At 58.7% G+C, this 25,221-nt stretch carries 20 protein-coding genes; 7 read left to right on the top strand and 13 right to left on the bottom strand.

Annotation, left to right across the window (positions count from 1 at the left end):
* Nucleotides 1-3 precede the first annotated feature (3 nt).
* The 4 genes from FrondiHNR_RS11080 to FrondiHNR_RS11065 all read right to left on the bottom strand — a co-directional run bounded on the left by FrondiHNR_RS11080 (nucleotide 4) and on the right by FrondiHNR_RS11065 (nucleotide 5,218).
* Entirely contained in the window at nucleotides 4-1,329 is a 1,326-nt protein-coding gene (locus tag FrondiHNR_RS11080) for an extracellular solute-binding protein (protein WP_279352831.1), read from the bottom strand.
* A gap of 49 nt (nucleotides 1,330-1,378) precedes the next feature.
* Nucleotides 1,379-2,185, bottom strand: coding sequence for a carbohydrate ABC transporter permease (locus FrondiHNR_RS11075; RefSeq protein ID WP_279354545.1), 807 nt, complete (start codon nucleotides 2,183-2,185; stop codon nucleotides 1,379-1,381).
* A 98-nt stretch (nucleotides 2,186-2,283) separates the two neighbouring features.
* Nucleotides 2,284-3,195 carry a sugar ABC transporter permease gene (locus FrondiHNR_RS11070; RefSeq protein ID WP_279352828.1) on the bottom strand — a complete coding sequence of 304 codons (912 nt, stop codon included), beginning with the start codon at nucleotides 3,193-3,195 and terminating at the stop codon, nucleotides 2,284-2,286.
* Nucleotides 3,188-5,218 carry a beta-galactosidase gene (locus tag FrondiHNR_RS11065; RefSeq protein WP_279352827.1) on the bottom strand — a complete coding sequence of 677 codons (2,031 nt, stop codon included), beginning with the start codon at nucleotides 5,216-5,218 and terminating at the stop codon, nucleotides 3,188-3,190. The genes FrondiHNR_RS11070 and FrondiHNR_RS11065 overlap by 8 nt, the downstream gene beginning before the upstream one ends.
* A gap of 234 nt (nucleotides 5,219-5,452) precedes the next feature.
* On the opposite strand from FrondiHNR_RS11065, the gene FrondiHNR_RS11060 reads away from it, so the two are divergent.
* The gene (locus FrondiHNR_RS11060; RefSeq protein ID WP_279352826.1) at nucleotides 5,453-6,499 is read left to right on the top strand and encodes a LacI family DNA-binding transcriptional regulator; all 1,047 of its coding nucleotides are present in this window, start codon (nucleotides 5,453-5,455) and stop codon (nucleotides 6,497-6,499) included.
* Nucleotides 6,500-6,528: 29 nt separating this feature from the next.
* On the opposite strand, the gene galE is transcribed toward FrondiHNR_RS11060, so the two are convergent.
* Together galE and FrondiHNR_RS11050 are read right to left on the bottom strand one after the other, a co-directional pair.
* Nucleotides 6,529-7,491, bottom strand: a complete 963-nt coding sequence (gene galE, locus FrondiHNR_RS11055) for a UDP-glucose 4-epimerase GalE (protein WP_279352825.1) — start codon at nucleotides 7,489-7,491, stop codon at nucleotides 6,529-6,531.
* Nucleotides 7,488-8,315, bottom strand: coding sequence for a DeoR/GlpR family DNA-binding transcription regulator (locus FrondiHNR_RS11050; RefSeq protein ID WP_279352824.1), 828 nt, complete (start codon nucleotides 8,313-8,315; stop codon nucleotides 7,488-7,490). The genes galE and FrondiHNR_RS11050 overlap by 4 nt, the downstream gene beginning before the upstream one ends.
* 133 nt (nucleotides 8,316-8,448) lie before the next feature.
* Here FrondiHNR_RS11050 and galT point away from each other — a divergent pair, with 133 nt between their 5' ends.
* From galT to FrondiHNR_RS11020, 6 genes are all read left to right on the top strand, one after another.
* Nucleotides 8,449-9,582 carry a galactose-1-phosphate uridylyltransferase gene (gene galT / locus FrondiHNR_RS11045; RefSeq protein WP_279354544.1) on the top strand — a complete coding sequence of 378 codons (1,134 nt, stop codon included), beginning with the start codon at nucleotides 8,449-8,451 and terminating at the stop codon, nucleotides 9,580-9,582.
* 47 nt (nucleotides 9,583-9,629) lie between these two features.
* Nucleotides 9,630-10,757 (top strand): galactokinase, encoded by a 1,128-nt coding sequence (gene galK / locus FrondiHNR_RS11040; protein WP_279354543.1) that lies wholly within the window; start codon nucleotides 9,630-9,632, stop codon nucleotides 10,755-10,757.
* A gap of 261 nt (nucleotides 10,758-11,018) precedes the next feature.
* Nucleotides 11,019-12,707, top strand: coding sequence for an adenine deaminase C-terminal domain-containing protein (locus tag FrondiHNR_RS11035; RefSeq protein WP_279352822.1), 1,689 nt, complete (start codon nucleotides 11,019-11,021; stop codon nucleotides 12,705-12,707).
* A gap of 28 nt (nucleotides 12,708-12,735) precedes the next feature.
* Nucleotides 12,736-14,079 carry an NCS2 family permease gene (locus tag FrondiHNR_RS11030; RefSeq protein ID WP_279352820.1) on the top strand — a complete coding sequence of 448 codons (1,344 nt, stop codon included), beginning with the start codon at nucleotides 12,736-12,738 and terminating at the stop codon, nucleotides 14,077-14,079.
* Nucleotides 14,076-14,846, top strand: a complete 771-nt coding sequence (locus FrondiHNR_RS11025) for an alpha/beta hydrolase (RefSeq protein WP_279352819.1) — start codon at nucleotides 14,076-14,078, stop codon at nucleotides 14,844-14,846. The genes FrondiHNR_RS11030 and FrondiHNR_RS11025 overlap by 4 nt, the downstream gene beginning before the upstream one ends.
* The gene (locus tag FrondiHNR_RS11020; protein WP_279352818.1) at nucleotides 14,847-16,103 is read left to right on the top strand and encodes an amidohydrolase; all 1,257 of its coding nucleotides are present in this window, start codon (nucleotides 14,847-14,849) and stop codon (nucleotides 16,101-16,103) included.
* Nucleotides 16,104-16,303: 200 nt separating this feature from the next.
* Here FrondiHNR_RS11020 and FrondiHNR_RS11015 read toward each other — a convergent pair whose 3' ends face one another.
* From FrondiHNR_RS11015 to FrondiHNR_RS10985, 7 genes are all read right to left on the bottom strand, one after another.
* Nucleotides 16,304-17,497 carry an ABC transporter substrate-binding protein gene (locus FrondiHNR_RS11015; protein ID WP_279352817.1) on the bottom strand — a complete coding sequence of 398 codons (1,194 nt, stop codon included), beginning with the start codon at nucleotides 17,495-17,497 and terminating at the stop codon, nucleotides 16,304-16,306.
* Between the two features lie 329 nt (nucleotides 17,498-17,826).
* Nucleotides 17,827-19,182: an acyltransferase gene (locus FrondiHNR_RS11010; protein ID WP_279352816.1), complete on the bottom strand. Its 1,356-nt coding sequence runs from the start codon at nucleotides 19,180-19,182 to the stop codon at nucleotides 17,827-17,829.
* 125 nt (nucleotides 19,183-19,307) lie between these two features.
* Entirely contained in the window at nucleotides 19,308-19,979 is a 672-nt protein-coding gene (locus tag FrondiHNR_RS11005; protein ID WP_279352815.1) for a response regulator transcription factor, read from the bottom strand.
* On the bottom strand, nucleotides 19,976-21,196 hold the full coding sequence (locus FrondiHNR_RS11000) for a histidine kinase (protein WP_279352813.1): 1,221 nt from the start codon (nucleotides 21,194-21,196) through the stop codon (nucleotides 19,976-19,978). The genes FrondiHNR_RS11005 and FrondiHNR_RS11000 overlap by 4 nt, the downstream gene beginning before the upstream one ends.
* Before the next feature lie 80 nt (nucleotides 21,197-21,276).
* The gene (locus FrondiHNR_RS10995) at nucleotides 21,277-21,546 is read right to left on the bottom strand and encodes a hypothetical protein (protein ID WP_279352812.1); all 270 of its coding nucleotides are present in this window, start codon (nucleotides 21,544-21,546) and stop codon (nucleotides 21,277-21,279) included.
* 1,296 nt (nucleotides 21,547-22,842) lie between these two features.
* On the bottom strand, nucleotides 22,843-23,352 hold the full coding sequence (locus FrondiHNR_RS10990) for a hypothetical protein (protein WP_279352810.1): 510 nt from the start codon (nucleotides 23,350-23,352) through the stop codon (nucleotides 22,843-22,845).
* A 12-nt stretch (nucleotides 23,353-23,364) separates the two neighbouring features.
* On the bottom strand, nucleotides 23,365-24,741 hold the full coding sequence (locus FrondiHNR_RS10985) for a hypothetical protein (RefSeq protein ID WP_279352809.1): 1,377 nt from the start codon (nucleotides 24,739-24,741) through the stop codon (nucleotides 23,365-23,367).
* Nucleotides 24,742-25,221: the final 480 nt, after the last annotated feature.

Here is a 25,221-nt window from a genome sequence, read left to right as displayed (position 1 = left end):
TTACTATTTGGCAACCGGAATAGACTGCGACTCCATCGACTTGATGGTGTCGTCCTGTGCGGTCTTGAGCGACTCACCCAGGGTACCCTTTCCGCTTACCGCGGCCTTGAACCCGTCTGAGACACTGTTGTAGGTCTGCGTCATGGTTGGTCCCCAGGTGAAGCCGCTCGGCACCTCCGAGGATGCCGTCGCAAAGATATCGTAAATCTTCTGGTTCCCGTAGAACTCAACACCCTCGCTCAGGATAGGCAGCTTGAGCCCCGCCGTTGTGGCCGGGTACAGGTTGGCCACCTCGTTGAGCTTCGTTAGCGCCTCATCGGAGCTGTTGAGCCAGAGGGCAAACTTTGCTGCCTCGTAGGGATGCTTTGATCCGGTGAAAACGGCAGTTGCCGATCCGCCCCAGTTTCCGCTGACGGCGTCGCCATTCTTCCACTGTGGGGATGATGCAACCGACCACTTACCGGCTGTGTCTGGAGCCCCGGTCGAGATCGAGTTTGCGCCCCACACGGCCGAGTTCCAACTCCACACGTTTCCGGTGTTGTACGCGTTATCCCACTCGGTAGTCCAGCCCGGGTAGGTCGAGACGAGGTCGCGATCGATGAGGTCTTGCCAGTAGTCGGCCACCATCGTTGATTTCTCGCCGGTTAGGTCGACCGTCCATGCGTCGCCGTCGTCGCCAAACCAGGTGCCGCCTGCCTGCCAGACAAACCCGGCAAACTGGTTGATGTCGTTCTGCGAGAAGTTGGTGATGTAGCTGCCCGTTGCCCGCACCTTCTCAGCGGCGTCGGCAAACTCTGCCCACGTAGTTGGCACCGCGATGCCGTTTTGCTCAAACAGGTCGCTCCGATAGAACAGCGCCATGGGGCCGGAGTCTTGGGGGATGCCGTAGGCGGCATCCTGCTCGTCGAAGCTCACCTGCGACCAGGTCCAGTCAACAAATTCGTCTTTTGCCGCGAGGACTTCCTCGCATGCTCCGATGTTCATCAGGCCGTCTTGCACCCGGAAGTTGGGCAGGGCATCGTATTCGATCTGACCGAGGTCGGGGGCGTTTCCTGCTTTGAGCTGGTTAAAGAAGTTTTGATAGGTTCCGCTGTTTCCGTTGGGCCCGGTCTGCACCTTAACCTGGATCTTCGGGTTCTCTTTGTTCCAGATGCTCACGACATCTTCGATGCCTGGCACCCACGAAGTGAACGACAGCGTGACATCGCCGTCTGAGGGCTTGCACTCTGCCGCCGCAGCGTCATCGCTGCCGCCCGAGCCGGTTGAACAGCCAGTGAGGGCAAGCAGGCTGACTAGCGCAACTGCGGTCACACTCTTGGTGATTCTCATAACATTCCTTTTCTTTCTGTTGCTGTGATTGCTCAAGATGGATGGGGATCTATTTGACGGAGCCTGCCCCGAGCCCGCTGCGCCAGAAACGCTGCAGGAGGAGGAAGGCAACGATGAGGGGGATGATCGATAACAGGGCGCCAACGAGCACGTAGCTCCGAAGCTCCGGAATCTGGTTCACCTGCGAGTTCCAGGTGTAGAGGCCAAGCGTGACCGGGAAGTTGCGTTCGTCACGCAGCATGATGAGCGGCAGGAAGAAGTTGTTCCAGATCGCCACAAACTGAAAGAGGAACACGGTCACCAGCGCGGGGAACATGAGCTTCACCGAGACCGTAAAGAACGTGCGAAGTTCGCTCGCGCCGTCGAGTCGCGATGCCTCAATGAGTTCGTCAGGAACACTTGCCCCCGCGTAGATCCGCGCGAGGTAGACACCAAAGGGACTCACGATGCTCGGCAAAAAGACCGACCAGAAGGTATTGGTGGCGTTGATTTGGCTGAACATGAGGAACAGCGGCAGCGCGAGTGCCGTTGCCGGCACCAGCACCCCACCGAGAAACACGTTAAAGAGCAGATCGCGGCCGCGGAAGTCGTATTTGGCAAGCGCGTAGCCACACATTCCGGCGAGCATCGTGGCGATGAGCGCACCGCCACCAGCGTAGGCGAGGCTGTTGACCACCCAGCGGAGAAAGACCCCGTCGCGGTACGAGACCACCTCTGTGATGTTCTGCACAAGGTTAATATCGGCAAACCAGAGCGGGTTAGTGCCGGTGAGCTGCGAACGATCCTTGGTGGCAGCAACAAACAGCCACCAGATAGGAATCAGAAAGTACAGTGTGAAGACGGCCATGATGACCATGGCAGAGATACGTGAGCCCAGCGGTTCACGCGGGCCGCGTACCCGGATTGGTTTGCCGACCGTTACTGCCGGTGCCGAATCGGTCAAGATACGGTTGCTCATGCGAAGGCCTTTCGCTGGGTGAATTTCAGGAAGGCAAATGACAGGATGAAGGTGGTGACCGCAAGCACAACCGAGAAGGCTGCCGCGAGGTTGATATTTGGTGCCGCCGCCGTGGTGAGAATCGTAAGGTTCGGGGTGAAGGTACTGGTAACAGCAGAGCTAAAGGATCTGAAGACCTGGGGCTCTGCAAGCAGCTGCAGCGTTCCGATGATCGAGAAGATCGCCGTCATGATGATCGCTGGGGTGACCAGCGGAATCTTGATTGAAAACGCGATGCGAAGCTGCCCCGCGCCATCAAGTCGTGCCGCCTCATAGATCTCGGTGGGGATGGAAAGCAGCGACGAGTAGATGATGAGCATGTTGTAGCCAACAAACACCCAGGTCACCACGTTGGCCATTGCCCAGAGCACCAGGTCGGCGGAGAGGAAGTCAACGGAGCTGGTGAGCGCGCTGAACGGCGACAGATTTGGGGAGTAGAGGAATCCCCACATGATAGCGGCGATCACACCGGGAACGGCGTAGGGCACAAAAAACGCCAGTCTGAAGAACTTTTTGCCCTTGACCAGCGGTGAGTCAAGCAGCAACGCAAACAGCAGCGAAAGCCCCAGCATGACGGGCACCTGGACAACGCCAAAGAGCAGTACCCGCGTAATGGATTCCCAAAACGGTCCGTTCTGGAACACCTCAGCGTACTGGGCAAAGCCGCCAAACACCTCTTTTGCCTTACCAAAGGTGCCGTCGCGCTCAACAACGAGAAACGACTGGTAGACCGCGTACAGGATTGGAACCAGGTAAAACAGGCCAAATAAAACGCCAAAGGGCAGAATAAACAGCGCAATTGAACCGGCAAACCGGGTCGGTCGTTTGCGTCGTTTTGGTGGGCTCTGCTGAGCCAGGGTGCTACTCATGCGTACTGTCCTCTCGTACAACCCGAACGGCGCCGGCGGGAACGGTCAGTGTCCCATCTACCCGGTTGCCAGTTGTCAATTCAAATCCGCTTGCTGAAACCTGGGTCTGATGCGTATTGTGGTTGATCACAAAAAGGAAGCTTCGTGACGCATCAGCCCGCCGAACAATTTCGAGCATTCCGTCTGCCGCGGGGTGGCTTGGCCGTACGTTGGCCCGTTGCACAATGGTGCCCAGCAGTTGATCGTACGACTGTTCGTTGAGGGCAGTAGACAGGTACCAGGCCTCGCCCGCCCCAAACGAGTTGCGGGTGACGGCCGGTGCCCCGGCGACCGGGCCATCCACGTAGGTCTCAACCGCGGTTGCGGTGGTTACCCGCAGGTGTTCGGTCCAGAGGCTTCCGCGCCAGCCGTTGCTCAGTGTTACCACGTGTTCAGGCAGCAGCGGGGCAAATTCCTCGGAACGGATGCCAAGCAGGTTGCGGAAGGCACCCGGATAGCCGCCGGTTCGCACCCGATCATCCTGGTCAACGATGCCGCTGTAGAAGGTAATGAGGGCGTGGCCACCGTTGTGGACAAAGTCGTTGATCGCAGCCGCCTCGGCATCCGTCACCATGTAGAGCGTTGGCACGATGACCAGGCGGAAGCCGCTGAGGTCCGACCCCGGAGGCACCATCGTGACGGTGAGCCCAAGGCTCTGGGCCGCCCAGTAGGCTGCGTGCACCTGCTCCAGGTACCGAACCGAGGTTGAGGGGCGGTTTTTGCCGTCTGCGGCCCACCAGGATTCCCAGCTAAAAATGAAGGCAACCTCGCTGATCACCGTGGTGCCAGCAACTTCGTCGAGTGAGTCGAGGGTGTGGCTGAGTTCAAGTACCTCGCGCCAGAGATCGCTGTCACTGCCGGCGTGGGGGAGGAGCGCGGAGTGGTACTTTTCGGAGCCCTGTACCGAGGCCCGCCACTGGAAAAAGCAGACGGCGTCGGCTCCTCGTGCAACGTGGGCAATCGAGTTGCGCATCATCTCGCCCGGGGTTTTTGCAATGTTATGCGGCTGCCAGTTCACCGCGCTTGTGGCGCTTTCCATGAGCAGCCACGGGTTATTTTGGGCGAGCCCTCGCGTGACGTCTGCCGCAAAGGAAAGCTCAAGGCGTGGGTTGTCGAGCCGGTGGTCGAGGTAGTGATCGTTGGCGATCACATCCATGTCGTCAACCCAGCTCCAGTAGTCCTGGTTTTTAATGTGAGCGGTCACCATAAAATTCGTGGTCACCGGCACGCTGCTGTGCTGGCGGATGATCGAGGTTTCCAAGCGGTAGTAGTCAAGGATCTCGTCCGAGCTAAAGCGGTGAAAATCAATGACCTGGCTCGGGTTTGGTGTGGAGAGAGTCAGTTTTGGGGTGCTGATTTCGTCCCAGGCGCTGTAGCGCTGACTCCAGAAGCTGGTACCCCAGGCCGCGTTCAACGCGTCAAGCGTGCCGTAGCGCTGCTGCAACCAGGTACGGAATGCGGCGGCTGAGGTTTCGTCGTAGCAGAGGGCGTTGTGGCAGCCAAGCTCGTTTGAGACGTGCCAGAGGGCGACGGCGGGATGCTGCCCGTAGCGTTTGGCAACCTGCTCTACCAGGGCCCTTGCGTGTTCTCTGAACACGGGCGAGCTGGGGCACCAGGCCTGGCGCCCGCCGTGGTACCGGGTGGTTCCGTCTTCAACCATCGGCAAGATTTCGGGGTGTTCGGTGGTGAGCCAGGCCGGGGCCGATGCGGTGCCCGTGCCAAGGTTCACCCTGATGCCGTTGTTGTGCAGCATGGTGATGATGGTGTCGAGGTTGGCAAAGTCGAATTCGCCCCTGCGAGGTTCGATGTGCGACCAGCCGAAGATGTTGATGGCAACCAGGTCGACCCCGGCCTCGCGCATGAGCTGAACATCTTCTGTCCAGACCTCTGGCGACCACTGTTCGGGGTTGTAGTCGCAGCCAAAGCCGATTCCGGGGTGGTCAAAGGTTGGCCTGACGTCGGAGTTGCTTCGTCGCGAGCGCATCGGTCTTCCTGTTCTGGTGTTACCTTTGTTGGCACCGCCGTGGGCTGGTTGCCAAACAGCATTGCTCTGTGAACGCGCACAGATTCATCCCCAACAACACAGGAGTTGAATTTCTGTGAACGTTCACAGAGTAGCACGGCAATGCAAAAAAATGTCAAATAAATGCAAATGCAACGCCAAATGGTCACCGTTTGGGCGAGCCCACAAATGCCCACACCACGATACAGTTGTGACATGCCAGACTCTCTGCGCTCACCAATGAACCGCCCGTCGAGCCCACGCAAACGAGCGACAATCCTCGACGTTGCGGCAGAAGCCGGGGTCTCTCGGGGCACCGTCAGCCGCGTCCTGAACGGCGAACGCTACGTCTCCGATCGGGCAAAAGAGGCCATCGAAGCGGCGGTCATCAGGGTTGGCTACGTGCCAAACACCGCAGCCCGCAACCTCGTTCGCCAGCGTTCCCAGGCCGTTGGCTTCATCGTGCACGAGCCGCATTCACTGTTCCTGGAAGACCCCAACATCGGTGGCATCCTGCTCGGGGCGAATGCTACCCTCTCGCGCAACGACTACCAAATGGTCTGCTTGGTGATCGATTCGGTGCGCGATGTCGAACGGGTGGGTCGGTATCTCAGCGGCGGCTTTGTTGACGGTGTAATCATTGTCTCTGCCCGGGTCGAAGACCCGATCACCCAGACCATCGAGAAGCTAAGAATTCCGACAGCCTTTGTCGGGCACCCACCGAGCCGTGGAGCATTCAGCTTTGTCGGGATCAACAATCGAGAATCCGCAGCAATGATCACCACAAAACTCGTGGAAACCGGACGGAAAAGGGTCGGGATGATTGCCGCTGCCCTCGACCGTGACTCCGGCCTCGACCGCCTCAATGGCTTCAAAGATGCGCTCGGTACATCGCTTCGACCGGAACTCATCGTTGAGATACCGCTGTATTCCTATAAGCACGGCTTCGACGGGATGACAGAACTCCTCACCCGCGACCCCACCCTTGACGGCGTTTTTGCCGCCTCAGATGCGGTTGCCGCCGGAGCAATCGATGCGCTGAGGCGCTTTGGCCGCGAGGTGCCCGGCGATGTTGGCATTGTTGGGTTTGACGACAGCGCGTGGGCGCTGCGAACGGAGCCACCGCTCTCAACCGTGCGGCAACCCGCCGCCTCGCTCGGCGAACAGGCCGCCGAGCTGGTACTGAGCGAACTGCTCGGGGGAGCCCCTCGGGTTGACGGCGTGCTCCTCGAAACGCCTATCGTATGGCGGGCTTCCGCCTAAGAGGTCCCGCCAATAGGCGGTGCCTCTAATCAACCGCGGGCAAGCCGCGCGTTCCAGTCACTGCTGATCATCTCGTCAAGTGTGAAGCGCATGCGCCAGCCGAGGTCGCGCGCAGCCGCCTCGCCCGAGGCAACAATACGATCGGGGTCTCCCGGCCTTCTTGGCGAGACTTCCGGCTCGAAGGCAACACCCGTCATCCTGCGGGTCGCCCGCATGATCTCGCCAACAGAGGCACCGTCACCGCTGCCAAGGTTATAGGCGGGGCGAAGGGCCGTGCCTCCCTGCAGTGCCCGCGCCGCCGCGATATGGGAATCCGCAAGGTCGGAGACGTGGATGTAGTCGCGAACGCAGGTGCCATCGGGAGTGTTGTAGTCGTTGCCAAAAATCTTTGGGGTTCGCCCCGCACGAAGCGCCTCACCGATCAGCGGAAACAGGTTATGCGGGCTGGTATCAACAACATCGTCATAGCTGGTGCCAACAACGTTAAAGTAACGAAGCGAGGTGTGGGCGAGCCCGGTGGCGATGCCCTGGTCGTGCAGCAGCCACTCCCCGATGAGCTTGCTTTCACCGTAGGGAGATTCGGGTGCTTTGGCGGTTTCTTCTGTCACGGTCTCAACCCGCGGCGTGCCATACACCGCCGCGCTTGACGAGAACACAATTTTCTCCACGCCTGTTTCGGCCATGGCCGACAGCAGGGTCTGTGTTCCCGTCACGTTTTGTTCATAGGTGTGCAGCGGGCGTCGCACCGATTCCCCCGCATACTTATAGCCGGCGATATGAATGACTCCAACAACCGGGTGCTCACGCATGGTCTCAACAAGCAGCTGTCGATCGAGGATGCTGCCCTCAATAAACGTTGCCCCGTCGCGCACAAACTCGCGATGTCCCGACGAAAGGTCGTCGAGGATGATGTTTGGGATGTTGTTGGCATCGCAGGCACGCGCAACGTGCGTTCCGATATAGCCAGCCCCGCCGGTAATAAGCCAGGTCATGTTTCCTCCGTTGATGATGAGGCGACGATGCAGGGGAGTCCTGCATCCGCGAAGCGGTCAATCAGTGGTGCGGGCGCCCGGGCATCCGTGATGAGAAGATCGAAACTGTCGGTATCCGCAATCGTACCGAGGCAGATGCTGCCAATCTTGGTGGCGTCAGCAAGCACAACGGTTGTGCCGCTTGCGGCCATCATGGCGCGCTTCACGTCAACCTCTTGCAGGTTGACGTTGGTGACACCCCGTTCGGGGTGCACACCGTTGCAGCCGATAAACGCCAGGTCGGCATTGACCCTGGTAAAGAGTTCCGTTGCGAGCGGCTGCACCAGCGAGTGCTGGAGCGGCCGGAGCATCCCTCCCGTGACTATCACGCTGAGGCGGGGGATGGCTTGCTCAAGCTCCAGCGCAATGGTGAGCCCGTTGGTGATCACGGTCACGTCGCTCAGGTCGGTTCTGGCAACCAGCGCCGCCGCGAGCGCCATGGTGGTTGATCCGACGTCGAGCACAATGGTTTGGCCCGATTCGACCAGTTGTGCCGCTGCGGCGGCGATTGCGGCTTTTGCGTTTCGTTCGGTGTCGCGGGTGGCTTCGATCGGTTGCTCAACGTCGCCGGGGATGAGCCCAACGGCACCGCCGTGTACACGGCGGGCGTAGCCTTCGCCGGCAAGCTGATCGAGGTCTGCCCGGGCGGTGACGGTGGTGACACCGAAGGCCTCGCTGATGTCGAGTACCCGAACGAAGTCGGTGGTGGCCAGTAATTCTTTGATTTTGTCGCGGCGAAGTTCGGCCGGCAACTGCTCTTGCACTTCTGGAGCGGGCTTGGTCATAATTTCAATTTTACTTTTTGTTTACTTTACTTTTCAATACGAAAATAGTATTTTGGCCTGAGGCTCCAAACAAAGGCATCTATTGACTCACCCACCCTCTTCAGCGGCCACTGCATTTTACGCAGACCCGGACATCCGCCAGCACAACGCCACGCTCAGCGACGGGCGCGAGATTATCTACTTTGACGACCGCGAGAGCACGCTGAGCTCCCACCGTCGGGCGGATGACCGCACCCTCGACCCGCGCCCGGCAACGGCGAAGATGCGCCTCGACCCGCTCACCGGAGACTGGATCTCGATTGCCGAGGCCCGGCAGAACCGCGTGTTCCTTCCCCCGGCCGACCAGGACCCGCTCGCTCCGGCAACCCCACATAACCCGTCGGAAATCCCCGATAACTACGACGTTGCCGTGTTCGAAAACCGGTCGCCATCCTTTGGCCCCGACCGAGCACACAATGAGGTGGATGCCGAACAGCGCCTTGCAGACCTTGAGGTCATTGCCCTCGGCCAAACCCGCCCTTCACTGGGTCGCTGCGAGGTTGTATCGTTCAGCCCCGCAACAAGCGGTGCTTTTGGTTCGCTGAGCCTGCAGCGGGCACGAACCGTGATCGAGGCGCTCGCCTCTCGCACCGCGGCACTTTCCGCGCTCCCCGGAGTCAAGCAGGTGTTCCCCTTTGAAAACCGGGGCGAGGCCATCGGCGTCACGCTGCACCACCCGCACGGGCAGATCTACTCGTACCCCTACGTGACCCCCCGAACCCGGCGGTTGATCGAATCCGTTGAATCGTACGGCCCCACCCTGTTCCACGACATCCTCGCCCGTGAACAGGACGGCGAACGACTGCTGCTTCGCGGTGAACACTGGAGCGCTTTTGTGCCCTTTGCCGCCCGCTGGCCTATCGAGGTACACCTGCTCCCCCACCGCCACATGCCCGACCTCGCCGCAACAACCATCGAGGAACGCGACGAACTTGCGGTGATGTACCGCCGCATCCTCCGCGCGCTTGATCACCTCTACGATTCGCCAACCCCGTACATTGCGGCCTGGCATCAGGCCCCAACCGACCGGCACCGCGACGATATCCGACTCATGCTGCAAATCACCTCGCCGCGCAGAGCCGCAGATAAACTCAAGTTCCTGGCCGGCTCCGAGGCGGCCATGGGCGCCTGGATTGGCGATGTGACCCCGGAGGCCACCGCTACAGCCCTTCGCGGAGCGATTGACACGGAAGCCAAGCTCACAAACTCGCAGGAGGAACACGCGTGAACCATCAATCCCCAAGCGCCGCGTTCACCGCTGCCCGCTTCCTCGAACTGACCGAAAACGAGGCAACCGGCATCTGGTCCGCCCCGGGCCGAGTGAACCTCATCGGCGAGCATACCGACTACAACAACGGCTTTGTGCTTCCCCTCGCCATCAACCAACAAACCTGGGCCGCGGTTCGGCTTCGCACCGACTCGCTCGCAACCGTAACCAGCGGCCTCGGTGGAACCAACCCAACCCCCGTCACCGTCGATCTGCGCACACTCACCCCCGCGCAGCTTGAAGGGTGGGCAGCCTATCCGCTCGGTGTCGCTTGGGCGCTCAGCGAATTTGGCGCAGACCTTTCACAATTACCAGGCTTTGACCTGCACCTCGAAAGCAACGTCCCCGTCGGGGCCGGGCTCTCCTCCTCTGCCGCAATCGAATGCGCAACCGCGGTCGCGCTGAACGAGCTCTGGCAGCTCGGACTCGACCGACAAACACTTGCCCGGGTCGGCCAGCGAGCCGAAAACGTTGTTGTTGGTGCCCCAACCGGCATCATGGACCAGGTTGCCTCGCTGTACGGCGAGGTTGACCACGCCGTGTTCCTTGACTGCCAAACACTCGAGGCCACCGCGATCCCCCTCGGACTTGCCGAGGCTGGCCTGGAGCTGCTGGTTATCGACACCACCGTTGCCCACTCCCACTCAACGGGCGGTTATGCTTCCCGCCGGCAGTCCTGCGAACAGGGAGCCTCGCTGCTTGGCGTCACCAGCCTTCGCGAGGTGAGCGTTGCCGACCTTCCCCGCGCCGAACAGCTGCTTGATGACACCACGTTCCGGCGGGTACGGCACGTGGTTACCGAAAACCAGCGGGTGCTTGACAGTGTTTCGCTGTTTCGCAGTAGCGGCCCGTCGGCAATTGGCGAGTTTCTCAACGCCTCGCATCTCTCAATGCGCGATGACTTCGAAATCTCCATCCCCGAACTCGACCTTGCCGTTGAGGTGAGTGCCCGCGCGGGGGCGGTCGGTTCGAGGATGACGGGGGGAGGGTTCGGCGGCTCAGCTATTGCGTTGGTTCCTTCGTCCGAGCGGGAGCGTATTACTGAGGTGGTGCTGGAGGCCTTTGCGGGGCGTGGCTTTGCGCGGCCAAACGTGTTTGCGGTGTCGGCTGGTGCCGGTGCGGGGCGGACGGCGTAGCGTCCGGTGAGGCACCCGGCTCCGGCTAGCGGCTAGTTGTGTGGCTGAGCGAGACGGCCTCGTGTGGCGGGGCGCCTCTTTTTGTGTGAGGTAATCAATTCGGCATCTGTTTGGCGTCTTTTGACGGATTGTTTTGGCAAACGCTTGCCAAAGTGAGTTGCGTCTGTAAAGATTTAGGAACGCTCTTCTTGGCAAACGATTGCCAAGAACTCATTACTCAATGCAGTCGAACTGTCATGTTGCGAAGAGGGGACAGCACAGATGCACGATCTTAAACTCATTGGTGGTCGAGTCGTTTCCGTTGCAACCGGCGAGATATGGGAGAGCGATGTGGTGATCGACGGTGAGAGGGTTGCGGCGCTTCCCGGGCCGGACTCCGCGGTGTCTGCCCGTGAAACCATTGATGCAACCGGCCTGCTTGTCGTTCCCGGATTTATTGACTCACACATGCATATCGAGAGTTCGATGCTCACCCCCACGACCTTTGCCGCTGCAACCCTGCCGCGCGGAACCACAACCGTGCTTGCCGATCCACACGAGATTGTGAATGTGGCGGGGGCCGATGGGCTGCGGTGGATGATTGAGGAGGGTGCAAAAACTCAGCAGAGTATGTTCTGGGCGGTACCCTCCTGTGTGCCTTCGCTGGACGGTCTGGAAACCGCCGGGGCTAGCCTTTCAGCCGCCGATATTGACGAGTTACTTGCACTTGAGGGCGTTATCGCGCTTGGTGAGGTAATGGATTACCGGGCGGTGATCGCGGGTGGCGAGCGAATGCGCGGCATCCTCGAGGTCGCACAGCGGCACGACGTGATCATTGACGGGCACTGCCCAGAGCTGGCCGGCTCCGAATTGCAGCGCTACCTGCTCGCGGGTATCGACTCCGACCACTGTAAAAACTCTGCGGCCGCCATCGGTGAGAAGCTGAGGTTCGGGATGACCATGATGCTGCAGGAGAAATCCTTCACCCCCGAGGTGGTGGAGTATCTTCTGGAGCTGCCGCAGCTACCCGATTTGTGCATCGTCACCGACGACATCAGTGCAGATGCGATCCAGAAACACGGACATCTGGATCACCTCGCGCGTGTGGCCCGCGGTGCGGGGCTTCCCTCCCTCGCGATTCTGCGTGCGCTCACGCTCAACCCCGCGCGGAGACTGCGCCTGCACGATCGCGGCGTGATAGCCCCGGGAAAACGGGCAGACCTGGTGCTGCTTACCGACCTTAAAAGCTTTGAGGTTGTCGACGTGATCGTTGGGGGTCAGCGGGTGAGGGAGCAGCCGCCCTCGGGGTCAGCATTTACCAACTCGCTTGTTTTAAGACAGCACGCGGTAGCGGATCAGCGCTGGCTCAGCGATCTGCCCGACGGTGAACACGTTTTTCGTGCGATTCGGGTCAACTCCGTTGACACCTCCACCCTCTCCGACACGATAGTGCTTCCTGTTCATAACGGCATCGTTGAGTGGGAGGGGCGCTGCGCCAGGGTCACGGTGTATGAACGCTACGAGGGCTCGGGGCGGACCGCGCACGCCCCGGTGCTGGGTATGGAGCTCGCGGACGGTGCCGTGGCCACGAGCTATGCGCACGATAGCCATAACCTCACGGTCATTGGTACCTCCGCCGCACAGACGGCCCGGGCCGCCGAGCGCGTCATTGAGCTGGGTGGCGGGATCGTGGTGTGTGAGGGTGAGACATCCAAAACACACGATATAAGTGCCGAGGTGGTCCTACCGATCGGAGGGCTCATGACCGCGGCGCCGCTCGCCGAGGTGGCTCACGCCGCCGGTGAGATTCGTGCCGCCCTCGAGCGGTGGGGCTGGCGGCACCGCATCCCCTTTATGAGCGTGTCCACGCTCACCCTCCCGGTGTCACCCGCGCTTAAGATCTCTGACTTTGGGCTCATCGATGTGCTTGAACGTCGATTGGTGCCCGCAACCGTGTCGGTTCCCGAATAATTCAACAACATCTTATAGAAAGGAAATCATGTCCAGTACTACGCAAGAGAAGGGCACCGCCGGTCTTCTCGAACGTGTCTTTCAGCTCCGAGCGCGAGGCAGTGACGTTCGCACCGAGCTGATTGGCGGCGTCACGATGCTTCTTGCGGGGGTCTACGCCGTTGCCGTGATCCCCGGATTCCTGGTGCAGGCGGGTCTCCCCGCCGGACCCGCCACCACCGCGGTGATACTCGTGATTGCCGTGGCCACCATCGCGATGGGCATCTACGGCAATATGCCGTTTGTGGTTGCCCCGGGACTGGGTGGCGCCGCTCTCGTCGCCATCACCCTTACGGGGGACGGCGGGGTTCCGTGGCCAACGGCCCTCGGCATGGTCTTCTGGTCGGGCATAATCTTTTTGCTGCTCACCCTGTTTGGTATCCGCGAACTGCTCACCCGAATCATCCCCAACGACATCAAGATCGCGATCACCGCCGGTATCGGTATGTTTATCGCCCTGCTGGGGTTCCGCAACTCGGGCCTGGTGCAGGCCGCGCCCAACGGTCAATCTCTCACGGTGGGCGCGCTTGACTCAGCCGGAGGTCTGCTGGCCCTGGCAGGTCTGGTGCTGATCACGGCGCTTACCTTCCGCAAGATTAAGGGTGCGTTTATCATCACGATTGCCGTAATCACCCTTGCCGGGATTCCGCTTGGGGTCACCCAATTACCCGAGAACTGGTTTAGCCTGCCCGCGCTCTCGACCGAGGTGTCCTTCCAGATCGATCTGTGGGGCTCGCTTCAACCGCAGTACCTCCCCTTTGTGCTGACGCTCTTTTTTGCCGAGTTCTTCTCGATGACCGGAGCCTTCCTGGCCGTGGCCAAGCTCACGGGACTCACCGATAAAGACGGCAATATCGTCAACGCCCGTCGCCCCTTTATCGCCGATTCGAGCGCCGTTATCGGAGGGGCCTGGATGGGTGTTCCCTCGATGAACGCCTACGTCGAGACCGGTGCCGCGGGTGCCGAATCGGGTGCCCGCACCGGCCTGTCGAGCGTGTTTGCCGGTCTCGGTTTTGCCCTGCTTCTGCTGTTTACGCCAATCGCGGGAATGGTGCCGGGCGCGGCCACCGCACCGGTTCTCATGTTCATCGGCCTCTCGCTGGTGGCGCAGCTCAAAGAGGTAAACTTCTCGGATGTCACGGTGGGTATCCCCGCGATGCTCGTGGTGGCCTGCACCGTTTTCTGGGGCAACTTTGGGACGGGTATCGCAAGCGGTCTGGTCGGTTTTGTGCTGATCAAGGTTGCCGCCGGTCGCTGGCGTGACGTGCACATCGGGATGTACATACTGCTTATTCCGCTGGGATACTTCTTCTGGGCGCTGGTGCAGCGATGATCACGACACCGGCAACCGAGACACCGGCGACCACAACACGAGTGCTATTTCTGCACGCCTACCCGCTCAACGCCGCCATGTGGGACGGCGTGAGAGCCGAACTACCCGATCACTGGCAGAGCGAGGCGTTCAGCTACCAGGGCTTTGGCGGCACACAAGCGCCCGCCGGGGAACCGCGGCTGACCCCGTTTGTGGAGCAGGTTATAGGCTGGCTCGAGGAGCACGGCCCCGCGGTGCTCGTGGGCCTTTCGCTGGGCGGATATGTGATGGGTCAGGTGGCCCGGTGGCGGCCCGAGCTTCTCCGGGGCGTTGTGTTTTGTGACACCCGCCTCACACCCGACGGCCCCGAAGAGCGTGAGCGTCGCGAGACAAACGCGCGCCGCATCGAGACCGAGGGCATCGACTTTCTGCTGCGCGAGTACCTACCCAATTGCATCGGAACAACCACCAGTGACACGCGTCCGGACGTGGTTTCCCGGGCCGCCGAACTTATCACCCAATCGAACCCCGAGGGCCTCGCCTGGGGGATGCGCGCGATGGCAACCCGCACAGACACCCGCGAGGCGGTGCGCCGGGCCGACGTTCCCGGACACGTGATCGTGGGCGAGGAAGACCTGCTCTGCAACGCGCAGGATCGTGCCGACCTGCAGGAGGCAACCGGCGGCGGCATGACTGTTATTAACGGGGTGGGGCACTACAGCGCGCTGGAGAGTCCGCCCGAGTTTGCCCGGGCACTGGTTCGGGCGGTAGAGGGGTGGGAACTCTAAGTGACCAGCATTGTTGATGTGATTGCCCTTCGCAGGGAGTTGCACGCGCATCCGGAGATCGCGTTTCTCGAGATCGGCACGAGTGTGCTCGTGCGCGAACACCTGGCCACACACGGCTGGGCCGTGCGCAGCGGCCCCGAGGTGATAGACCTCGAATCGGTCGCAGGTGCCCCGGACGCGGCGGCGCTCGATCGGGCCGCGGCGGAGGCGATTGCGGCCGGTCGAAACCCCGAGCTGGTGGCGCGGGTCAGGGCCGAGGGCACGGCCCTCATCGCAATACTCGAGGGTAAACGCCCCGGACCACACACCGCGTTTCGCTTCGATATGGATGCGCTTCCCCTGGAGGAGGCCACGGGCGACTCACACCCTCCCGCGTGCGAGGGATTCCGCAGCCGCTACCCCGGACGGATGCACGCCTGCGCGCACGACGGCAACGTGGCGGTTGGTCTTGCGCTCGCCGCCCGCCTTGCCGATCGCGATTTTACGGGCACCGTCACGCTGGTGTTTCAACCGGCGGAGGAGGGTGTGCGCGGTGCCGCGGCTATGCTCGCCGCCGCGCCGCTTACGGGTGTGGAGCGATTCTTTGGGCTTCACCTGGGCAACTCCATGCCGAGTGGGCAGGTTGCCGGAAGCGCCGTTGGTTTGTTGGCCACGGCAAAGCTCATGGCCCGTTTCACCGGTCGGGATGCTCACGCCGGCTCAGCCCCCGAGCAGGGCCGCAACGCGCTGCTGGCCGGGGCAACCGCGGCGCTTAATCTGCACGCGCTTCCGCGTTTTGCCGGGGACCTCACCCGGGTGAACGTGGGAACCCTCGCGGCGGGTAGTGCGCTCAACGTGGTCCCGAGCAGTGCCGAGCTGGGCGTTGAATTGCGAGCCGGTCGGGGTGAAACCCTGGACGAGCTGCTGCGTCGCGTGCGGGTAATACTCGCCGCCGCCGCGGAGATGCAGGAGTGCGACCTGGTGATCGAGCAGGCCGGAATGGCCACCTCAATCACCCCCGACGAGTCGGCAATCGATGAGGTGGAGGCCGCGGCACGGGCTCTTGGCGTTGAGGATTTTGTGCGCACCAGGGTTCTCAATGCGAGTGATGACTTTTCGCTCTTTGCCCGCGACGTTCAGAGCCGCGGTGGTACCGCCGCCTTTGTGCTCGTGGGCGGGGCAAACTCCGCCCCACACCACCACCCGGAGTTCGATATTGACGAGAGGAGCCTGCCGCTTGCCGTGGAGCTTCTTGAGCGATTGGTTCGGGTGGGTTAAGACACCGTCTCAGGCTGTATTTTCAATGTGGGATGGTCGGGATTCGCAAAACGCCTTATTGTGGTGGGTTATGGGCGGCCCTTCGAGTGGTGTGTTGTGCCTCGACAGTTTATTGATGTCCTGCCGGGCATATCTGCGGCACCCCCAAGCCGCTCTCAGGGGGGCAATGTGCGAGAGCGGCTTGGTTGTGCCGCTATAACCTAGGCGGTTCCCGGTCGGGCCTCGAGGCCAAGCACGTCGAGCAGGTAGGGATCCGTGAGGGGTGACTCGCCAACAACAGGGCCAAAGTAGCTCTCCATGAGGGCTTCCGCCTGGGCAACGCCCTCCCTGTCGCTCATCCACTCGATAAAGTCGAGGGGGTCAGCGTTAGGGTAATCGCTCAGTGGACGCAGACCCTCGGGGGTGGGCACATCCATTCTTGTTGACCAGGAGGGAAGCACCGATTGGTACTCCTTGCTGGCGATGAAGGCGAGGTAGAGCTTTGCGGCAGCGGGGTTTTGGGCCTGCTTGAAGATGGCGGTTCGCTGCACCCAGGCGAGGAACGGGTCTTCCTCGGGGATGTAGGAGTCTGAGAACTGCGGATCGAGGGGTCTGATGTGCCCGGTGAGGGTGGCAAGGTATCCTTCTTTGCCAACGAGCATGTCGTTTGCCGCGGTTCCGCGGAGGAAGGTGGGGTTCTGATCCGCTAGTCGCTGCAGAAATTCTTCGCCATATTTTTCAACAATCTTTGTGTACACGTAGAGTACGGCATCATCGTCGTGCGGGTAGGGGAGCACAAGCTTGTGATCCGCGTACTCGGGTTCGAGGAAGTCGAGGTAGCTGCTGGGAGCGGTCTCAACACCCACCTTGGCGTATTGGGGAACAAAAGAGTTAACCCGGAGGCTGAGGAAGGCCCCGTCCTCGTCCGCATAGCCGGGAAATTGCTGGGCAACTCCCACCGGCCTGAACGCAAGAAGTTCGCCCTCTTCTTTCCAACGGTCGAAATCGTGAGAGGTTTGCAGCTGCGCAACGTCGGGAACGAGTGTTTCCGAAGCGAGCTGCTCGCTGATCTTTTCGCCGTGGAGCTTCGAGAGGTCAACTGCCATGTGGATGTCGATCTCGGGGAAGCGATCCGAAAAGAGCTTGGCCAGGGCGTCCTGCTGGTTGGGGCGATCCCCACCGGCCCACACCGTGAGTTGGCCGCCCTCGGCAATTGCGTCCTGGTAGAGCGCCTCGAATTCGGCGGTTTCTTCTTCGAGCGGAGTGCTGTTTGGCGTCACCGGTCCCAGCGATGAGACGGATGCCGATTCTGGCGTGGATGTGGTATCTGCCGCGGGCGCGCATGCGGCTAGTACGAATCCTAATAGTGCTATTCCCACAATCATGGGCAGGGTTTTTGCATGACGTTTTCTCATAAGAAATACTTCTTTGCCTTATCTGTGATAAATGATAATTAGTTGCCCCTACAACAAAAAATATCCACTTGTTTTATGAAATGCAATGGAATAAATAATATTTGTACTATTGGGCAATACATTCTGTGGTTTGTTATAGCTCGGGAACGGTCCCGCGTTTTTCTCTGTGGTTTATTGAGCAAAACGGGGCTTTTTTAGGGTGTTTCTTGAGGTCTTTTCCAGTATTTTTCCAGTGTTTTATCGGTTAGATCTGAGTTCGCATGAGCAACGCCCCGCCGCTGAACGACAGGGCACTGCAGAGTAAAGGTCATGTATCTGTAGCCGGTCGGTTAAATCCCGTATAGTGGCGCAGGGTTGCGCCGTGTGATCTGCATCTTCTGTGTGGCCTGTAACCCGCAAGCGAGCATTGCCGCACCGCTTATCCACGCCCAGAGGGATCCGGTCGCCGCGAGGATCAATAACACTCCACCGGCACTGCACACCACGCTGAACCCGATGAGCCAAGTTGAAGGTATGGCGGGGGCTGTTGGTGCGGCCGGGCGTATGTTTTCATGGGTTCGCGGCCGATTTTCAAGTCGGCCGGTGGCAGCGACGACCACCGAGACCGCGATCCCGACGGCAAGAAGCCACGCAGGACGGGTGATCCACCACTGTGCTGTGAGCGGGATCGGTAGCGTGTGCTCCGCCACAAGAAGCAGACCAGCGAGCAACACGATAACGGGCATATGCCACGAATAGACGCTCAGCGATCGGTTGTTGATGGCATCTGAGATGCGGAGCACACTCGGGATTTCTGCCCGGCTTGCGAGTGTGGCGCGCAGGGCCCCAAAGGCGGTGAACTGTACAACCCCGAGAAGCGCGAGCGCTCCGGTTGGTGGGTTGAGAGCATCAAAAAGGTTAGCGGGTGAGATTCCCAGAACCATCAGGACCACCATTCCGCACACCGCAAAAACTGCGGTGCGGATACCGGGTGTGCGGCCATCGGCCAGCCAGAACCCGAGCTGTTGAACGGCAATCCAGACAAACACGAGGTTGACAAAACCGATTGTGTCGATCCCCGTCACCGACCGTAACAGGTCAACAAAGACAACACCGCAGGCCAGCACGGCAAGGGTTCGGCGCGGAGCCCGCTCGTGTAGCGTGAGCATGAGGGGAACCAACGCGGAGCAGAGAATATACACACCGAGAAACCAGAGCGGCTGGCTGATGCGCCACCCCGCTGTCGCAACGACCTGACTGTCCGCGCCCGAGAGGGCAAGACCACAGAGTATCGTTACGGTGACTCCCGCTGCAGCCAGGGGGACGGGCAACAGCCTGCGGAGTCGTGTCGCCACATAGTCGGTCGGGCTGGTGCCACGTGCCCGCAAACGACGATAGTGGGTGGCGGAGGCAAAACCACCAAGGACGAAAAAGAGGGGCATCATTTGGGCGAACCACGAGAACACTGTGAATCCCGACCACGACTCCAGCGCATTCTCCAGTACCGCAGTGCCATCGGGAATACTCACTCCAACCATAAGAGCGTGCACACCCACCACGGCAAGCAGGCAGGCCGCACGAGCAAGATCGACGGCCCGATCCCGCCCACTAGCCGGTGATGTGTCATCGACCGTGCGGCGTGCTTGGTTCCCGAGCGGCTGTGTGTCTCTGGAAACAGAAGAAGAGACGGGTGCGGTGCGGGTCATGCGGGAGTCCTTCCATTGAGCATAGAAGAACTTTCCCGCGCTGAGTCATCCGAGTGCGTCACACTGGAGAGCCAACCTGACCCCTACCGGGGTGCTACCTGTGCGCGGGGCAACAGAACCAAACCCTATTGTTTCGGTTTCACCAGTCCGGCATCGTAGGCCAAGATCACCGCCTGCACTCGATCACGGAGATGCAGCTTCGAGAAAATCCGGGTGATGTGTGTTTTTACGGTCTGTTCGGCGATGAAAAGCTCGTCGGCGATCTCCGCGTTCGAGAGTCCCTTTCCCACATCCACGAGGATCTCACGCTCACGCTCGGTGAGTTCGGCGAGGCGAAGCAGGTGACGGTCACTCGGGGGGCGGTGTTCTGCAAAGCGATTGATCAACCTCTTGGTGACACTCGGGGCGAGCAGCGCGTCACCCGCGGCAACCACGCGCACCGCCTGCACCAGATCTGCGGGCGGAGCGTCTTTGAGGAGAAAACCGCTTGCCCCCGCAGCGAGAGCGTCGTAAACATACTCGTCGATGTCGAAGGTGGTCAGGATAATCACACGGGGTCGGTACTGGTAGCGTGCTGACAGCTCCATCAGCTTTTTGGTGGCCTCCAGCCCGTTCATCTCGGGCATACGGACGTCCATCAACACGATGTCGGGTCGAAGCTTTTGTGATAGTTCTACCGCAATTGCACCGTTCTCTGCCTGCCCTACCACTCCACAATCGGGTTGGGCCTCAAGGATTGCGGCAAATCCAGCCCTCACCATGGCCTGATCATCTGCGATAAGAATTGAAATGGTCATAGTATGGTGGCCTCCACTGTGAGGGGGATTGTCGCAAGTACGGTGAAACCGCCATCTGCAGTGGGTGCAGTGTCGAGCGTGCCGCCGAGGGCCGAGACCCGCTCTTTCATGCCCCGGATTCCGTGCCCGCTGGGATCGATACCGTGGCTGCGGATGGTGGGGGGAGGGGTGTTGTGCACACTCACGTGTAGTTCCCCTTCGCCGTGTGTGTTGTGTTTTATCTCGTAGCTGAGCTTCACCTCGACCGCTGACCCGGGCGCGTGGCGTATTACGTTGCTCAGCGATTCCTGTACCACGCGATATACCGTGAGCGCTACGACCGGGGCTAAGCGCTGCCGAACTTTTTGGGGTAGGTGATCAAGGAGTGTGGCATCCCGCAACGCTGCACCCGCGCCCGTCACAAGATCGGGCAGTTCGGTGAGACCGGGCTGCGGTGCCTGAGGTGCCTGCTCGTCAGCACGAAGTACACCGAGTAGCGCGCGCATCTCGTTGAGGGCCGTGCGTGCGGTGGCGGCGAGTTCGTCAAACTCCTCCGCGACCTCCGGGGGAATGCTGGTGTGCCGGTAGCGTGCGCTCGCCGCCTGTACCTGGATGACCGACATGCCGTGCGCAACAACATCGTGCATTTCGCGTGCGATGCGGGTGCGTTCTTCGACCACTTCGCGCCGTGCGAGGGCGATTTCTGACGCTTCGAGGGCTGTCTGTAGCTCCCTGCGGGTTTGGAGCGCGGAGTGCAGCAGCGTTCCACCGATGACGGCGGCAGCGGCGAGGGAGAGGTAAACCGTAATGTTTGCGATGATTGGCCCGGGCGGCAGGTCCGCAGCGACGGTCGTGGCCATGATCGCCGCCCCACTAGCGACAACCGCTCCTGCTACTACCGCGGGGAGCCAGTCTCCACCCGTGGCGGATATCCCGAGCATGGCGATCATTGCGATGAGTGTTGTGACGGCGATCGGCCAGGGAGCTTTGTCGGCGGCTGCGTTGCCAACAATCATCAGCGTAATTGCAGCAACGGCTCCGGCGCTGTTACCCCCGCGGGGGAAGCGGTAAACAAACATGAGGCCGCACGCCTGCAGTGCTGAGAGTCCGAGGCTGAATACGATCGGGATACTGTAAATAGTGGTTCCGAGTGTCGAACTCACCACAAATAGCGCGATGGAGAGCGTGGATATGATGACCACCCACACCCAGGAGAGTCGACGCGGTTGCACCTTCATTCGATAATGCTATCGCGGTGTGGGTTGTGCTGTGGCGGAGCCGGTGGGTCGACCCCGCCGTGGGGTCTAATCGCACTAGGCTAAAGCGACGACATTGCAGTCAAGATGTTGTGTTTAATATCCTCTGGACTGTCAGTGGATAGCACCAGCCTCTGAAAGTTTTGATCAGGGGTGAGCTTTATGCTGAGCGCCACCCCGGAGCCCGAGTAGTTCCAAAAGTGTTTTTCCCCGTTGAGGTGGAAGGTGCCACATAGTTTTCCCATAAAGTCGAGGCCCGGACCACGTCGTCCAATAGGGATACGGGCCGGGTTGTGCGTGGTCCGAACATCCGTGACCTTTGCCAGCGACACGTTGACCTGTTTTCGACAGCACCACAGGCGATCCAATCCCTGCGGTAGCACTGTTAGTTGATCGTCTTCAATACGTATTATGGTTCGATTGCGCAATGAGGGTTCCTCCTTCCGGAACAACTATCAGCTCTATCGTGCACGATCTTGGAGCCTCCCGGGGCGCACTTCTTCATTTTTATTCTCACTTTCTTTGATTCAAGGGTGACAAATACCTGATGTTCCGAGTGGTTCACTTCGATGGGAGCTGGCCGTTCCCGCCCTAAAAAACTGTAATTATGGATGTCATTGGGCTCAGATCGGCTGTACAGGTTTCCTTTGAGTAGATATTTCAGAACGATATAAGCGGTTGTTTCACGGTTCGAGCGGTGTGCGGCCACCTCGTTTTTCTGTGTTCGCCTCTGAACGAGGTTTCGCATGATCGCCACGAGGATAAGGGTCAGCAAGACCACTCCGCTGATCACGATGACACACAGGGAACTGGGTCCGACAACTGCTGGCCATACCGGTTCCGGTCCGTTAAGACTGACCCATTCCTGTCCGATACTGCGGCCGATTGCCGTGTATCCCACGATGAAGGGTAGCGCGAGAATACCGAGGCAAAGTACCCCGAGGGTTATCCGATCGATCGTTTCACTCTGACTCCTGTCGCCGCTACGGTCCCCGCGTTTCAGGATGACTCTATCGACTCCGACGTAGGCGGCCACACTGGATATCCAAAGGCTCAGATGGGTTGGTGCCTCAGTGTTTACGTTCCCGTAAGAATCAAGAAAAAGAAAGCAATCACGCACAATGCCGTAAATATAGATACAAATACTATTCCAATAAATAATATTTTCTTATATTTTTGGGAAAGTACCACAAATACTCCTCCCGCGGAAAAAGCAAGGCTCGGAAGGAACGTGATCATTAGGCCTGGAACTATTCCGGCTTGTCCGTCGAGGATAAATCCGAGTCCCGCGATAGTTGTTAGAAAGAGCCCTCCGCCTACAAGTCCAAACAATGGGGGCTGAAGCACGGTTTCGTGGCTAATAATCCATCGAAGCGGCCAAATTCCCACTAGGAGAGCTAAAAGGGAAATGAGTAGGGATCCCTGTAGAGTCGTGCCCGCAATGAAGAAAATACTGGCATCATGAGGGTGCGCTATAAGCAGTCCCAGCATAAACAGGTCGAACGCCAAGAGGCAGCCAACCAAGAAGCGTAGCCGAGGTGCCCAGAGTGAAGGTCTTTGTCTTTTGCTTTCTTTGTTGGCTACCATTTGCGTCTGCTTCTAATTGTCACGGAGCCTATGGTCTGGGTCTACGCTCCCGCAAGAATCGAGAAAATGCAAACGGCGATACATGCTGCAATGAATATAGACACAAAGAGTATCCCAATAAAGAATACTTTTTTGTATTTTTGGGAAAGTACCGCAAATATCCCTCCCGCGAAGAAAACAAGACTCGGAAAAAACATGACAATCAGACCTGGAAGCATCCCGTTTCGTCCGTCAAGGATAAAACCGACCCCCACGGTAATTGTCAGAAAAAGTCCTCCACCGATAAAGCCAAACAACAGGGGCTGAACCACCGGGTTTTGGCTAATAATCCACCGAAATGGCCAAATTCCCACGAGGAGGACTAAAAGTGAAATGAATAAGGACCCCTGTAGAGTCATGCCCGCAATAAAGAAAAGACTGAAAATATGAGGGTGCACTATAAGCAATCCCATCATAAATAGATCGAACGCCAAAAGGCAGCCAATCAAGAAGTGTAGCCGAGGTGCCCAGAGTGAAGGTCTTTGCTTTTTGTTTTCTTTATTGGCTGCCATTTGCGTCTTCTTCTAGCCGAGGGGGTTTATCGTTTGAGAGGTGTACAAATCTCTATCGCAGCCTCCCAGTAAGCAGCCAAACCCGTGATTGACTCTCCAGTTCATTGGAAGCCAAAAAGATCCCGTATCTAAGTATTGATTGTCAAAACGCACTGATAGTTCATGGCTCGGAACTGGAAACCGCCAGCCAGTCACCTGTACGGTTTGAGCACTCCTCCAGAAGCGAACCTCATCACGATAGGTAATTGCACCAAGTCCACAGAACGGATTCCCTGAGGAATGTTCTACAACAACCGAAGCCGTGCTCGTGTTAGCTCCTATGACTCTTACATTCATTCCATCCATCGAGGCTTTGCGTGACTCAAGAAGACCGCCATTTATATATTTTTTGGTCACACCAACATTTCTCGTCCAAATGACGTTATATGGGTAGGGGTTTTCCCAGTTAATATTAACAAACATCATCGTTCGATAGTCCTCCGCCTGGTTAGGTGCTAGGTAGGTGGGGGTCTTAAAATAACGATTATCTCCGCCAAACTTCAAATCCTCATGTGGCCAAGCGCCACACCCAAGTTTCTCCGGAGATCCTACAGGTGCATATCTCTCTTCAATAAACGTGGTGTGCATATAAGCGGTCGAATACTGTACGCTGGCACGTGCTGCTCGTGACTTCACCGCGTCAGTCATTTTTGCTGGTGGGGTTGTTACGGTCAGCGTTAGGAGGCTTCCGGGCACGGCTTCATCCGAGGAGGGCGTCGGGGAATCTGTTTTTTCAGTTTTAAAAATTTCGTATTGATACGTGGTATTAGACTGAACGTTTTGATCAGTAAAAACAGGTCCGTCTGTATTGGCAAGAAGTTTGCCATCTCGAACGACTTCCAGCTTTATGTTTTGCTGCTCTGCGGAGGCTTCCCCTCCGGCGAGGAGAAATTCAACAGAGTTAGGTTTAGCCGCATAAGCTAGAACTGGTTCGAGAAGATTCTCATCAAAAGCGGTCTCGGCGGGAGTTAATTTAAAACTTTCAGCGGGCGAATCGCTCGGAATAAATTCCGGCTCAGATTCCGTTTGCGCTGCGGTTACCGTTTCCTGATAATACTCCGGACTTGTTCCCTCAAGGGGAAGACCAAAGAGTTCAGTAGTGATTACCGGCTCTCCTTCTGAATCTTCTTGGAGGCTAATCACTTCGCCCTCTGAAGCAAATTCGCGAGTCAACCCTAGTTCCGCTCCAGTGCTGTCAGCAAACACAAAACCATCATCCGTGCTCTCGATCGATATCTCGCTCTCTTCGGGCAAGGTGCCCTCTGGTTCGAGAGCAACGGCTACTTGTGATCCTCCAAGCACAAGCCCTATGGCTGTTGTTGCGCCAATTATTTTTTGTATAAGAGTCATATTGTCTCTAGACCTTTCAAATCAACTCTGATTTTTGAAACGCACTAAATATGGAAAAAGTGCAAGAGAAACACCACAATTCGTAATGATCAAATCGACGCTGAATGCCCCAAAAACAAGAACCCAAATTGTGCTGTATTATCAAATCGACGCTGAATGCCCCAAAAACAAGAACCCAAATTGTGCTGTTAAAATAAACTTAGTGATTTTATCTACTAACCGCAAATTTGGGCTGTATCTGATGCACAATGTGAGCATAGACTAGCCAAAGAGAAGCCTCAAAAGACCTTCGCGTAAGCCTTAAATTTCTGCTGCATGTGTGAAGCATTATCCGAACTGACTAGTCTTGACTAGTCTGAAACGACGGTTGCCACGCCCCCCGCTACCGAGAACGAGTTTCGCGACGATGTCGGTTAAGAGTGTGCAATACGGCCAATTTCGAAGTGGGAATTTCCAGCGTTCTCTTACCCGTCATGGAGT

Source organism: Lysinibacter sp. HNR (assembly GCF_029760935.1).
Classification (GTDB): Bacteria; Actinomycetota; Actinomycetes; order Actinomycetales; family Microbacteriaceae; genus HNR.
Note: the sequence above shows the minus strand (reverse complement) of the source record. Positions and strands in the feature narration are given on the sequence as shown.

Excerpts from the sequence above, each read along its gene's own strand:
- FrondiHNR_RS11080 (WP_279352831.1), bottom strand. The coding sequence starts at position 1,329 with ATGAGAATCACCAAGAGTGTGACCGCAGTTGCGCTAGTCAGCCTGCTT.
- FrondiHNR_RS11075 (WP_279354545.1), bottom strand. The coding sequence starts at position 2,185 with ATGGTCATCATGGCCGTCTTCACACTGTACTTTCTGATTCCTATCTGG.
- FrondiHNR_RS11070 (WP_279352828.1), bottom strand. The coding sequence starts at position 3,195 with ATGAGTAGCACCCTGGCTCAGCAGAGCCCACCAAAACGACGCAAACGA.
- FrondiHNR_RS11065 (WP_279352827.1), bottom strand. The coding sequence starts at position 5,218 with ATGCGCTCGCGACGAAGCAACTCCGACGTCAGGCCAACCTTTGACCAC.
- FrondiHNR_RS11060 (WP_279352826.1), top strand. The coding sequence starts at position 5,453 with ATGCCAGACTCTCTGCGCTCACCAATGAACCGCCCGTCGAGCCCACGC.
- galE (WP_279352825.1), bottom strand. The coding sequence starts at position 7,491 with ATGACCTGGCTTATTACCGGCGGGGCTGGCTATATCGGAACGCACGTT.
- FrondiHNR_RS11050 (WP_279352824.1), bottom strand. The coding sequence starts at position 8,315 with ATGACCAAGCCCGCTCCAGAAGTGCAAGAGCAGTTGCCGGCCGAACTT.
- FrondiHNR_RS11035 (WP_279352822.1), top strand. The coding sequence starts at position 11,019 with ATGCACGATCTTAAACTCATTGGTGGTCGAGTCGTTTCCGTTGCAACC.
- FrondiHNR_RS11030 (WP_279352820.1), top strand. The coding sequence starts at position 12,736 with ATGTCCAGTACTACGCAAGAGAAGGGCACCGCCGGTCTTCTCGAACGT.
- FrondiHNR_RS11025 (WP_279352819.1), top strand. The coding sequence starts at position 14,076 with ATGATCACGACACCGGCAACCGAGACACCGGCGACCACAACACGAGTG.
- FrondiHNR_RS11015 (WP_279352817.1), bottom strand. The coding sequence starts at position 17,497 with ATGAGAAAACGTCATGCAAAAACCCTGCCCATGATTGTGGGAATAGCA.
- FrondiHNR_RS11010 (WP_279352816.1), bottom strand. The coding sequence starts at position 19,182 with ATGACCCGCACCGCACCCGTCTCTTCTTCTGTTTCCAGAGACACACAG.
- FrondiHNR_RS11005 (WP_279352815.1), bottom strand. The coding sequence starts at position 19,979 with ATGACCATTTCAATTCTTATCGCAGATGATCAGGCCATGGTGAGGGCT.
- FrondiHNR_RS11000 (WP_279352813.1), bottom strand. The coding sequence starts at position 21,196 with ATGAAGGTGCAACCGCGTCGACTCTCCTGGGTGTGGGTGGTCATCATA.
- FrondiHNR_RS10990 (WP_279352810.1), bottom strand. The coding sequence starts at position 23,352 with ATGGCAGCCAATAAAGAAAACAAAAAGCAAAGACCTTCACTCTGGGCA.
- FrondiHNR_RS10985 (WP_279352809.1), bottom strand. The coding sequence starts at position 24,741 with ATGACTCTTATACAAAAAATAATTGGCGCAACAACAGCCATAGGGCTT.